Consider the following 11,527-nt stretch of genomic DNA (forward strand, 5'->3'; position numbering starts at 1 on the left):
AAACGCTACAGCCTATGCAGGGTAAGCCTTGACAAGATTTTGAAAATTTGGGATTGATAAAAATTAGTGAGGATATTTGAGTGTCTCCTGAAATCGAAATAAGTCCAAATGCTTAATCAGCTCTTTTCAGAACTGTCCTACAGTGCTGAATGCTAGGCTAATGAGGGGATGAGTCAGGAAGTCTTCCTCTGTAGTTGTCAAAATGGTTAGTCGAAGCGACATAATTGAGGAGGAAGCTTGTTCTGCTCCCTCCTCAATTATGTCGACCATCTTTAGAAGTACAGAGATTACTGAGCAGAAGCGGTAGGAATATCCGATTTCACACAATTGAGCATCCTCAAGGTTGCGGCTGCTGCATAGTTTCGGCGAGCGTTATCGTTGGGCATAAACTGATTACCCGATTCATTTAAGGGGGAAGCCACAGAGCAATAAGTAGACATTTGGGTAATCAAATCAGAGGCCCAATGATTATCAAGATCACTAAATGATTGCGGATTTTGTTTGCCTTGGATCTCGGGATTCAAACCACTGGTTTTACGGGCAAACTCCGCTGCACGGCGTTGAACTGCCATTAATTCTGCACGGGTGACTGATTGAGCCGGTTTGAATGTACCATCTGTGTAACCACTGACAATATTGTTGTCTTTTGCCCATTGGATTTTGGCGGCACTCCATCGAGAGGAAGTGACATCAGGATAGGGGGTCGTGGAAATATTCGTAGGAATATTGACATTAGTGCCAGGAATGGTTTTGAGGGATTCTAAAACCATAGATACTAATTGTTCGCGTGTGAGGGGATTTTGGGGACGGAAGGTACTATCCTCAGCAAAGCCAGAAATAAAACCGATATTGACTGCTTCATTGATTTCGCTGGCATAAATATCATTCGCAATATCTTTAAAGCTGGGAGTAATAGGTGCGGGAGGATTAGGATCAATGGGATTGGGATCAACTGGATTAGGATCAACTGGATTGGGAGATGTCCCAATCAAGGAACTCAATTGTTGATCGTTGAGAAGGTAAACATGGCCCAGGGTTTGACCTTGATAGGAGCGTTTCGCAAAGCGCCAACCAGGGTTAAGATAAATTTTGGTAAAATCAGAAGTCGCACCAGAGGCTCGACCAATTTCTATTTCTGGTCCTCCTGGAGTGTTGGATGATCCAACTAAGACTAAATCATTATTACGATTGACAATTCTTAGACTGTACTGGAGGGCCAGATCCTGATTGTCAACCCGGATGGAAAATCCATTACTATCGGTACTTCGACCACAAATACCGGTAAAGTCAAAATTGAGTAAAAGAGGATTAACAACGGTGGGACTTTGGCCACTTTCACTCCAACATTGACGGGAGTTGGATTTTTGTTCCAAAATGAGCAATTGGTGAGCAGTTGTGCCTCGTGGTGCAGCGATCGCGATAAAATTATCTTGTTGAACTTCGCTATGATCGAAAAAGGCACGAGCTGTAGATACCCAAGTTGTCATTCCAACTACAGTAGTGGTAGCAATAGCAGCGAAACGAGAGAGCAGTGATTTTTTCATAAGTTTTGCGACTGATTAGACTTAATTTAAGCAGTGTACAAGAGAGACGTTCTCTTCTCCAGTACCTCCTCAGTCGAAGGACATCCGTAACTTGTTTCTAGGGTATGTGACAGTTTGAGAGCTGTCTGTGGTAGGTCACTTAAGCGCTTTTAGAGATCTCCTCGTATAAGTGCTTTAACTTGGCTTCCACAGGAGGGGGTTTGGACGTAAATCGGATGGAGAATTGATCCTTAGATCGATGGTTGTCTAGTACTTTGGCATAAACATCTTCACGGTTTTCTGGTTGAGCATCCTTAAAGAAATTAATTTTTAAGTTGGTTAACCCGGAAGGAATTTGATTGGCCAACTCTGGAGTTACAAGAATGATTGCGCCCTTTTCCGAGAGGGCAATCAACTGGCCCTGATTGACCCGATCGCTAATATTTTTACCTTCTAACACTGCATACTGAAGGGGAAGGGCTTGGGATAAGCGAAAGAAATTCTCTTCTTCTTTGGGTAAATCAAGTTGATAGGGGCCACCAATACCGCCTATATCATAGATAGTAATCGGAGTTTTTACTCCCTTGGGGGTCACTTGTTTCTCGCCATTGATTTTAACCTCTGGACCAGCTTCGACTAAGGTGGATTCAGATACTAAAACCTGACCAGCCGTGGTATAGGATTCAATACGATAGGTTAAATTCACTTGAGAGCCAACTACGCCATATTTAGTCCGTTTCTCAGAACCAATATTACCGACCACCACCTCACCGGTATTAATGCCAACTCCCATTTCTAGGGAAGATAGTCCCCATTTTTTCATCTGCACATTAACTTGTTTCATGGCGAGTTGCATGGCAACAGCACAGGCGATCGCTCTTTGAGGGTCATCTTCACGGGGAATGGGAGCGCCAAATAGGACTAAAATCCCATCCCCCATAAACTCATCAATGGTTCCCTGATATTCGGTAATCACATCAGCCATATAGCCCAGATAAAAATTGAGGATTTTAATTACTTCTTCTGGAGAGAGGCGCTCAGACAGAGCGGTAAACCCTCGTAGATCGGAGGTGAGAATCGTAATTTTGCGTCGTTCACCGCCTAACTTTAAGCCTTCTGGATGCTCTAATAAGGTAGAAACAATTTCCTGACTCAGATAGCGGCCAAAGGTTTTACGGATATCTCCGGCACTACGGGCAATATAGGTAGTAATAGCAACAAACGAGCCAACTAAACTCATGATTGGGGGTAGTATAGGTAACCACCATCCGATTAAAAAGGCTCCATAGGTGGTGGCGATTAACAAGGGTATAGTGGCAATAGGGGCGATCGCCTTACGAATGGTTGATGAGTTCAGGCTTGCACTGTGGCGTAATCTCCAGGTTAAAACAGCTCCAACCCAGGCCCAGAATAGAATCCACAGATTCTCCCCCATCTCATTCCAACTTTGAATTAGGGGTCGTCCTTCTAGGGCCGAACTCAGGATCAGACTGGTAATATTAGCGTGAATTTCCACTCCTGCCATCCGTTGGGAGGGAGTAATGGTATAGGGTGTGGGAAAGATGTCTTGAAAGGACTCTCCCACTGCACCAATTAAAACGATGCGATCGCTTGCCCAATGTGCGGGTACTCTATCTTCTAGAACATCCATCAGGGAAACTGTCTCAAAAGACTCACTGGGACCGTGATAATTAAGCATTAACTGATATCCCCCCTCAGCTTCACCCAAATATGCTCCCACCTTCGGTTCTAGGGGAGAAAAGATGGTTTTTCCTAACCGCCACGTCCGGTTAGCTACAGTTTCAGGAGAAACCCCTTCTGGTTTGAGATAGAGTAAGGCTAGATAAAGAGGCAAACCATAAATCGTTTCCCCTTCTGGGGTATCGAGAGACACTAAAGCCCGACGTACCTTACTATCAGCATCGGGCAATAAATCGTTAGCTCCTACCTGATTTTTGGCTTTTAGGGCTGGAGGTGGATCAACGCGATCGCGATCGTCATCTCCTACGGCCTTTTGAATCCCAATCAAATAATTAGTATTCTCAAAAATATCGACTAGGGCTTTATGGCCAGGTTCAACGGGTAAATCCCGGTAAATATCCAAACCAATAGCCCTAGGTTCCATGGCAATTAGCTTCTGGAGCAGATCGGCATAAATCTGATCGGGAATAATGGCTTGGCCGATCGCGTGTACATCAGCTTCATTAATACCGACAATGACAATGCGCTCATCGCTAGGTTCTAGAGGTCGCCAACGCATATACAGATCAAATAGGGCCCATTCTCCTCCTTGCAATGTGCCCATTAGCCGCAAAAAAATGACAAATAGAGCCACTGAAGGGGTGGCGATCCATACCCCTCGCTGTTGCCATAACCAATCTTTAATTGTTTGCCACATAGAGCCCAGGGTTACAGTAGTCTTCAGTTAAGCTGTCTGTTAATCTGCACCCTACAATACCTAATGATACTAAGGATTTCCGGTAATTCTTTCTAAGAAAAGCATTGGCGTTTGGGTTAACTTATCAAGGCCAACGGATTTTAAGAGACTTTCCCAAGGTTGGGTATCGAGATCCCTTAATTGAGCAGCGATCGCTACACTATCGTACCAAATTTTTGCATCAGCCAGTACTTCAGCTTGTTTGAGTAGGTCTTCTTGAGCTTGAGCTTCTTCTAAATCAGCCATTACCGTTGGATCTAAGGTAACATGCTGAATCTGTCCTTGAATGGATTCATCAATCGTGCGATCGCTAGGATTACAAATTAGGGCAAATAGCCAGGTATATTCGGTTGAATTGCCCATTGCTTCAGGTAAATTCATCGTTACCTTGACTAAACCTCCATCTTTGGAGAGTTCTAATTTCTCCGTATAGACATCATTGCCTTGCCGATCAATTAAAACAAATTCCGCCAATTCTGCTTCAGTTTTAGGCACATAAAAGAACATGGTGGGGGTATCACTAGCCGTTTGACCTACATAATTGTCGGGTTCAATTGGTCTTAGAGCCATTAAGGAGAGTCCATTTTGAGGAATGATACAAGTTGAAGATCCTCTCACTCCTCCCCCAACACTTCCTCCTCTGGGAGCGCCCCCTCCACTGGTATCAGGAAATTCTAGGGCGATCGCCCCTGGAGTGAAGAGAAGAGGAGCGAGCATAACGGTCAGAAATCTTAGGGGGGAAGGAAAGCGTTTAAAGTCCATAGCGTGAATACATCTCCTTTAGGCAAACAGTTAGGTCTATTTCTCTACTCTGGGATAGGATGACAAGTAAAGTCTTCACTGGATAAGTGAATTTCTTTTCTATCTATCTTAATCTTTGTCCCAGGAACCATCATGTGCTAAACATTGAGGGTAATAAGATAAGGTAATTTAACTTAGGTATAGTTCAAATTTACCTGATACTGGAACATCTCAATGAGAAGACGCTTAGAAATCAGTCGCAGTTCCAGGTTATCTAATTGCATTCCTATCATAATTATGAACATGGCTGCTTCGCCGGATTTTTCCCTCTCTTGTCCTATTCCTATTCAACAATATCCCCAGGTACTCTTAGCCCACGGAGGGGGTGGAAAACTGATGCATCAGCTTATTGAGCAGATGTTTTTACCCGTTTTCGGCCGTCCTGATGTTTCCCATGATGCTAGTGTATTTGCAGTTAAGGGCGATCGCCTAGCCTTTACTACAGATTCCTATGTCGTTAATCCCTTGATCTTTCCGGGGGGCGATATTGGCTCAATGGCGGTTTATGGAACAGTCAATGATTTAGCTATGGCTGGAGCAAGACCTTTGTATCTGAGTGCAGGGTTTATCTTGGAGGAAGGGTTATCTATGGAGACTCTCTGGCACATCGTGCGATCGATGCAAGCAGCTGCACAGAAGGCAGGAGTACAGATCATTACCGGTGATACTAAGGTCGTCGATCGAGGAAAAGGAGATGGGATGTTTATTAACACCTCTGGTGTAGGGGTGATTGAGTCACCAAGCCAGATTTCTCCCCAACAGGTGCGATCGCAAGATGCCATCATCATTAATGGGGATTTAGGCCGACATGGGATCGCTATCATGGCTGTGCGGGAAGGTTTGGAATTTGAAACTACCATTGAGAGTGATTCGGCTCCTGTGGCCAGGCAAGTGCTGAAATTACTTGAAGCAGGAGTTAACATTCATTGTTTGCGGGATTTAACCAGAGGAGGATTAGCTAGCACCTTAAATGAAATTGCCCTTAGTTCAGGCTTGAATTTGCAGATTGATGAATCCTTAATTCCAGTTCGGGAGGATGTGCGTGGAGCCTGTGAAATTCTGGGTTTTGATCCTCTTTATGTTGCCAATGAGGGGCGATTTGTAGCTTTTATTCCCCAGTCCGATGTGGACTTAACGCTATCAGTGTTAAGGGAAACTTCAGAAGCAAAGGAGGGGGGATGGATGATTGGGGAAGTCGGTGAACCAGAAGTTTCTGAACCTTCTGGTTTAGTTAGTCTCAAAAGTCAAATTGGTGCCAATCGGATTCTGGATTGGCTAAGTGGTGAACAGTTACCTCGAATTTGTTGAGTAATGAGTGGCAGGCAAAGTGGGCAGGAACATAAGCGATTCTTATGCCTATTGATTAGCGGAAGAACAAACCGGGGAAGTTATACCCAACTCCTAAGGTTAAGCCCCAATCGACAGCACGCACATCCCAAAAGCCAGTATTTAAGGTGGCATTAAATGTAAAGTTATTGCTAAAGGGCACATCGATGCCAGTAGTAATTAAGGGCCCATGAGTACCATTTTTTAGGTCTAAACCAAACCCACCACCGATGAAGAGGGTAACAGGGGGGGCGTAGGCTTCGCGACTGAAGGGAATGTCATAGGTAAAGGGAATCGTGATGCTCGTACCATCACCGATAATGACCGAGGGACGGAAGGAAAAATTTTCGGTAAAGGCAACGCGCGTTAACAATGTACCTCCAGAACTACCGAGAGAAGATTCACCATGAAAGCCAATGGTTCCCCCTAAACCGATATAGCTAAAGCCGTTATAGTATTGGGAACGTTCGTATCGCCGACGTTCAACTGAGTAGCTATTCTGACCTTCTGGAGCTTGGGCGAATTGTCCAGAAATGTTAGTTTCTCCGAGTCCTTGGGCATTTGTACTTCCTTGTCCTGGGACTTCATAGTCAGAGGTGGCTTTCACTTGTTGAGGAGAGGTGAAGCTAGGAGTAGGAAGGGTTTGAGTGCTTACTGTATCGAGTGTCGCTTCAAAGGCTTCTGGACTAATGGCAGTGGGGGTTACGGGAATTTCTGGGGCTATATAGGGAGCTTCTAGGGGCGCATACCCTTGAGATTTAGTCGGATTTTCTCCTAGAGTTTGGGCTGATGTGGGTTGGGGGGCGATCGCCAGAATACCCGCCAGATTAAGCAATAAATATAAATGAATACGCCTTAAAACCATAATGATGAATGTCTCTCCTCGATGAAACGGATACTCGCTCCAGGGATATCTTAAGCTAGATTGCCCATGGCGGCTACCACTTGCTGGGAAATAAAGGGCAGGAGGTGAATATTTTGGCTTTGTTCAGTAAAAATGACCAGTAAGTAGGGCCGGAGATTATCCCCCATTTCAATATAGGCGCTTTCATGGCGCAACGTTCCCATTAAGCCCGATTTTGACCATAGAGTAGCGGTTGGCGGTAGACCTTGACCCAAGAAACCGAGGATAGAGTCTAGATTAGGGTCAATTGTCTGGCGCATCAAGGCCATCATTTCCTGAGAGGATTTGGAGGAAACGGCTACGCCACCGATAATACTATGTAGTAGGCGAGCGGTGGCATTGGTGGTTAAGCGATTTTGGTTTTCCATCTGAGGGCCTAAAAATAGGCGATCGCGCCCATAAGCTCCATACGTCCAATTCTTTTGGTTTACATTAATAGACTCTAATTCTGGCCATCCCAAGGACTGAAAATAGCGATTAACAATATTACGTTGGGACTTCCAGGTTTCAAAGGGGCCGCCGGAAAACTCTGGTCCGCTTGTTGTTCCGGTCAACACATCAAGGACTAAACTGGTAGCATCAGGGTTGCGATCGCGGATCATATCTTGGATGGCTCGTTCCAATTCTGCACTAGGAAGAGCCATACCCGTTTCCAACCACTCATAGATAGCGACTAAATAAAACAGGGTGACCAAATGTGCAGGGGCGATCGCCTGTTTTCCTCGATATTCAAATCCCCTCACCGGGTGTTTCCAGAACTCTTCAGCCGATAGCGCTCCTCCTGTATTTACCCAAATAGGAGGGTCATAAACTATCCAAGTGAGCGCCACTTGATCTTGGCTCAGTTGGGGAAAAGCTGTCCAAGTATTATCCAGGATCTGATATCCCAGATGGGCTAAGTCTTTATCTTTGTGGAAAAAAGTCATTTGAATGAGTTGATTTCGGTTCGAGGGTACAGTCTCTTAGTTAAACTAGGTTAAAAATCTCCTGTGCAGATAAATTGAACTGGGAAAAAGTGGGAGAAACAATGGGAGTATCTTCAGTAAAGGGAGTCATCTGATATTCCCCATCAACCAGGCTACAAACAAAAAAGGTTGGCTGCTTAGGATTGCCGATCAGCTTTCTCGGCCCCAAGGCGGCATAATCAATAATCCAATATTCTTCGATACTCATTTCCTCATAATCTCGCAGTTTATTGTAGTAATCATCGCGCCAATTTGTAGAAACGACTTCAACAATTAATTGGACTGAATCAGGATGTTGAATAATAGATTCGCTTTCCCACCGAGATTCCGTACTCATAATGTCTTTGTTCAAAACAATGATGTCCGGTTCATAACCTAATTTGTCCCCTGTGGGTTTGACAATGGATTCTCTCGGAATTGTCCAAATCCCTCCTTTGCCCATCTGCCGAATCGCGATCAAGAGTTGCTCGATCAGGGAACCTGTTAAATCAGAGTGTTTCCCCTTGGGCTTGGGCATTTCGATAATCACTCCATCATGCAATTCGTATCGGACTTCTGAGTTTTCAGGATACCAACTTATAAATTGATCAAAACTGTATACTTTGGGTTCGGCTTTAGCTTGAATCATCGATCGCTTTTCTCAAAGTTCAAATTTCTAGTTCTTATTCTCTGTACCCCGTGCTATACACTAATCCTAAAATTGACCCCAAGAGCCACCAGCCGAGGAAATTAATGCGAGAGTCGAACAGGGTAATATCTAAAAGATGAAAGAGGCTAATTCCGGCGAAAGCAAGAAGATAACTGAATAAAATTGCGCCTTCGGTTTGATGGGGCAATCGGGAGAGGAGATGGGTTGCTTTGGCTAAGATCCAAGTAACTAAACAGAAGAACCAAATGGTTAGAGGAATACCCATTTCCGCCAGGAGCATTAAGGGTAAATTGTGGGGATGACCGATCCAATAGTTCATTTGGGTTTCATAGAGTGGGGAGAAACTCCGCAGTCCCCAACCAACCAAAGGGCGTTGATGGACTAAGTCGATCGCAAATTGCCATTGGGTCGATCGCAGTTGCGCTAGGGGGCGATCGGGAAACATCTCATCGGTGAGCCTAGCCCAAATATAGGCAGGGACTACCATCCGCACCCATTGGCGGGATGGATCGACCCCAAAAGCCGACCACAGGATAAGTCCACAGACCGCCATCACTGCGGCGACTAAGATGCGCCATCCCCAATAGAGAGCATAGGCTAAAACGGCTAAGGCGGCGATCGCCCAGGCATTGCGTGAATGGGTCAGAAATAAGGTCATGCCATCTAAAACGGTGGTCACTCCTAAGCCGATCCAAAACCACCGTTTTTTGGGTCGTTTCTCTAGCAATAATCCTAAAGCGAGTATCCAAACGATCGCGAGATAGGCGGCTAAATCATTGGCATAGCCAAATATGGAAGAAATGCGGCCGGGAGGGATACCACCTGCAGTTAGGGGCCAGTCAATGACAATACCCAGCCATCGGATGGGCCCTGACCATCCCCAAAACCGTTGCCCTAAGCCAATGATGGCGACTGGGAGAGAAGAAAAGACGACCCAGGTAGCCATTCGGCGCAGATGACCTGATGTGCCGATCAGCTCTCCGAGGCTAACCAACAACAGGATAAAGGGCAGAAAATGAGCTAAACCGAGGGCTGCTTCCCCTGGAAATTCTGCTAGTAAGCACGTCAAGATTAAGCCTAAAGCAAAAATGATCGAGGCTTGGGTGAGGGGGCGACGTAGGGCAGTTTCTCCCCGATCGCGTCCCATGTCAAAGAAGAAGACTAGCCCCAAGAGTAATCCGAATAAGGGGCTAAAAACGAAGGTTGCCAACCAACCTTGCAGGCAAAACCAGGGTCTTTGGTTAGATGCAGAGGTCATGCCATTTCCCAAGCGGTGGAGCGGGTGAGTCGAATTTGGGCAAGGGCAAAGATCATGGGAATGATACGGCTGTAGTTGGTGGAGATCGCTCGCCAGCCCAGATCGGCGAAAAACCAGGCCCACAGGGTCGGTCCTAGGACGGCAAACAGGGTTCTGGCTGCTCCGTAGCGAGCGGCATTAGTCGCCATACCGAGGGTGGCTTTTTGCAGAATAATTTGGGATTGGATCTTAGTCGCGGCGATCGCTCCCCCGCGCACCAAAGCTTGTTTCGCGGCTTGGTAGGCAGCAAAATGGAGCGCAAATTGTTGGGCCAGTTTTTGCACTAACAGAGGCCGAATCACAGAATTGACGGCTAAGGCACATCCCCCTTTGAGAAACACAGCGATCGGGTCTTTCTGGGTCGATAAAGGTAGGGGTTCGGCAAAATCCGCTTTTGCAAGGGCTTTCCGGATACGCTCTTTTAAGCCCCGTTTTTGTTCGGCTGGTAGCTTTTTCCAGGAGCGACGAATCAGGTGTAAAAAGATTTCGGCTTCTAATTCTGTAGTGGAGAGTTCCTGAGAATAGGGCAGTTTGAGATAGCGACAGACTTGAAGGAGGACTTGGCGATAGGTAATCGTTTGGGTTTGTCCCCGTAAAACCGTGAAGCCATCAGCAGCTAAGAATTGGAAGCGCTCTTCTATGGTATCAATCCACTGTTGGCGATGTTGACTTTGAACCGCGATCGGATCGGGGGTATACACATAATCTAGGGGGTTTAGTTTACGCTGAAATAGCAGATGGGTTAACTGCTGTAACTCTTCTTCTGTGGCTAGTTCTAGGACTGCTCTTAGTTCATCCACATTCTTTACCTCAACTGAATTGGGGGGGCGGTCAACTCCGATTATTTATAGAATCTACAGTAAAGATGATTTGAAAACGGTTAATACTATTGAAAATTTTAGAGTTGAGTTGAAGTCCGCTTTCCATTTTACCGTGCGATCGCCATCCCTAGCTGGCCAGACCTTGAACCACGGGTAGGGTTGCCATTCCCCTCCTTCCTCGCACACCACAAGCCAGGGTATAATCAACTGCCACCATTTTTCCTTGACCAGCCCAATTGTGCCAGGACTCCAACAGGATACAATAATTCATCATTTTTGTTATGTTAGGGGATAACTCATTATGGTGTGGAACAAAGACGATAAAGTCGGAGAAAACGGCCAATACACCATTGAAAAAGAATTAGATCATGGTCGTTTTTCCTCGACGTTTCTAAGGCATTGAAGATGTTTGATGAAAAAAACACGCCTAAAACACCAAAATAAATCAAATATTTAAATAAAAAATTACATATGGAAGCGACTAGATTAGGCCAGTGCGATCATCCCCATGTCGTTAAAATGATTGATGAAAAATTCATAGAAACGGATAGTTATGGAAATGAATTGGTTTGTCTACCTATGGAATATATTTCCAAGGTAAGTTTAGAGGAGTTGAACCAGAAAGTTTTACCGGAAAAAGAAGCATTGTGCTATATTCGCCAAATTGGAGAAGCCTTAATTGCTGTCCATAAAAAAGGGTTAGTGCATTTAGATGTTATACCATTTCTCTATGAAGTTGCGCTTAATAAGGCATCGACCAAGTAGTCCCATCCAGTTATCGAGGCGATCATTACCTTATCGAAG

At 45.3% G+C, this 11,527-nt stretch carries 11 protein-coding genes; 2 read left to right on the forward strand and 9 right to left on the reverse strand.

Annotated features, from left to right (window positions below; all coding sequences use genetic code 11):
• Positions 1-287: 287 nt before the first annotated feature.
• The 3 genes from AC3A14_RS22105 to AC3A14_RS22115 all read right to left on the reverse strand — a co-directional run bounded on the left by AC3A14_RS22105 (position 288) and on the right by AC3A14_RS22115 (position 4,722).
• Positions 288-1,544, reverse strand: a complete 1,257-nt coding sequence (locus AC3A14_RS22105; protein ID WP_318735273.1) for a DUF3747 domain-containing protein — start codon at positions 1,542-1,544, stop codon at positions 288-290.
• 139 nt (positions 1,545-1,683) lie between these two features.
• Positions 1,684-3,921, reverse strand: coding sequence for a CHASE2 domain-containing protein (locus AC3A14_RS22110; RefSeq protein WP_318735270.1), 2,238 nt, complete (start codon positions 3,919-3,921; stop codon positions 1,684-1,686).
• Between the two features lie 69 nt (positions 3,922-3,990).
• On the reverse strand, positions 3,991-4,722 hold the full coding sequence (locus AC3A14_RS22115; RefSeq protein WP_487779165.1) for a DUF928 domain-containing protein: 732 nt from the start codon (positions 4,720-4,722) through the stop codon (positions 3,991-3,993).
• Positions 4,723-5,004: 282 nt separating this feature from the next.
• Between AC3A14_RS22115 and hypE the strand changes: the two genes are divergently transcribed.
• Positions 5,005-6,069, forward strand: coding sequence for a hydrogenase expression/formation protein HypE (hypE, locus tag AC3A14_RS22120; protein WP_413039164.1), 1,065 nt, complete (start codon positions 5,005-5,007; stop codon positions 6,067-6,069).
• A gap of 55 nt (positions 6,070-6,124) precedes the next feature.
• Here hypE and AC3A14_RS22125 read toward each other — a convergent pair whose 3' ends face one another.
• The 6 genes from AC3A14_RS22125 to AC3A14_RS22150 form a co-directional block, all read right to left on the reverse strand.
• Positions 6,125-6,952 carry a hypothetical protein gene (locus AC3A14_RS22125; protein ID WP_318735263.1) on the reverse strand — a complete coding sequence of 276 codons (828 nt, stop codon included), beginning with the start codon at positions 6,950-6,952 and terminating at the stop codon, positions 6,125-6,127.
• A gap of 50 nt (positions 6,953-7,002) precedes the next feature.
• Positions 7,003-7,917, reverse strand: a complete 915-nt coding sequence (locus tag AC3A14_RS22130) for a serine hydrolase (RefSeq protein WP_318735260.1) — start codon at positions 7,915-7,917, stop codon at positions 7,003-7,005.
• A 40-nt stretch (positions 7,918-7,957) separates the two neighbouring features.
• The gene (locus AC3A14_RS22135) at positions 7,958-8,584 is read right to left on the reverse strand and encodes a Uma2 family endonuclease (RefSeq protein WP_318735257.1); all 627 of its coding nucleotides are present in this window, start codon (positions 8,582-8,584) and stop codon (positions 7,958-7,960) included.
• 34 nt (positions 8,585-8,618) lie between these two features.
• Positions 8,619-9,863, reverse strand: coding sequence for an O-antigen ligase family protein (locus AC3A14_RS22140; protein ID WP_318735254.1), 1,245 nt, complete (start codon positions 9,861-9,863; stop codon positions 8,619-8,621).
• Complete coding sequence (locus AC3A14_RS22145; protein ID WP_318698929.1) at positions 9,860-10,702, reverse strand: YaaW family protein; 843 nt, start codon at positions 10,700-10,702, stop codon at positions 9,860-9,862. The genes AC3A14_RS22140 and AC3A14_RS22145 overlap by 4 nt, the downstream gene beginning before the upstream one ends.
• A gap of 148 nt (positions 10,703-10,850) precedes the next feature.
• A complete protein-coding gene (locus tag AC3A14_RS22150) occupies positions 10,851-10,997 on the reverse strand; it encodes a hypothetical protein (RefSeq protein ID WP_318735249.1) in 147 nt (48 codons plus the stop codon).
• 197 nt (positions 10,998-11,194) lie between these two features.
• Between AC3A14_RS22150 and AC3A14_RS22155 the strand changes: the two genes are divergently transcribed.
• On the forward strand, positions 11,195-11,488 hold the full coding sequence (locus tag AC3A14_RS22155) for a protein kinase domain-containing protein (protein WP_318735247.1): 294 nt from the start codon (positions 11,195-11,197) through the stop codon (positions 11,486-11,488).
• Positions 11,489-11,527: the final 39 nt, after the last annotated feature.

It is taken from the genome of Roseofilum sp., assembly GCF_982964205.1.

What these genes read in the sequence shown, in the direction of transcription:
- AC3A14_RS22130 (WP_318735260.1), bottom strand. Translation starts at nt 7,917, where the DNA reads ATGACTTTTTTCCACAAAGATAAAGACTTAGCCCATCTGGGATATCAG.
- hypE (WP_413039164.1), top strand. Translation starts at nt 5,005, where the DNA reads ATGGCTGCTTCGCCGGATTTTTCCCTCTCTTGTCCTATTCCTATTCAA.
- AC3A14_RS22135 (WP_318735257.1), bottom strand. Translation starts at nt 8,584, where the DNA reads ATGATTCAAGCTAAAGCCGAACCCAAAGTATACAGTTTTGATCAATTT.
- AC3A14_RS22125 (WP_318735263.1), bottom strand. Translation starts at nt 6,952, where the DNA reads ATGGTTTTAAGGCGTATTCATTTATATTTATTGCTTAATCTGGCGGGT.
- AC3A14_RS22115 (WP_487779165.1), bottom strand. Translation starts at nt 4,722, where the DNA reads ATGGACTTTAAACGCTTTCCTTCCCCCCTAAGATTTCTGACCGTTATG.
- AC3A14_RS22150 (WP_318735249.1), bottom strand. Translation starts at nt 10,997, where the DNA reads ATGATGAATTATTGTATCCTGTTGGAGTCCTGGCACAATTGGGCTGGT.
- AC3A14_RS22140 (WP_318735254.1), bottom strand. Translation starts at nt 9,863, where the DNA reads ATGACCTCTGCATCTAACCAAAGACCCTGGTTTTGCCTGCAAGGTTGG.
- AC3A14_RS22105 (WP_318735273.1), bottom strand. Translation starts at nt 1,544, where the DNA reads ATGAAAAAATCACTGCTCTCTCGTTTCGCTGCTATTGCTACCACTACT.
- AC3A14_RS22110 (WP_318735270.1), bottom strand. Translation starts at nt 3,921, where the DNA reads ATGTGGCAAACAATTAAAGATTGGTTATGGCAACAGCGAGGGGTATGG.
- AC3A14_RS22155 (WP_318735247.1), top strand. Translation starts at nt 11,195, where the DNA reads ATGGAAGCGACTAGATTAGGCCAGTGCGATCATCCCCATGTCGTTAAA.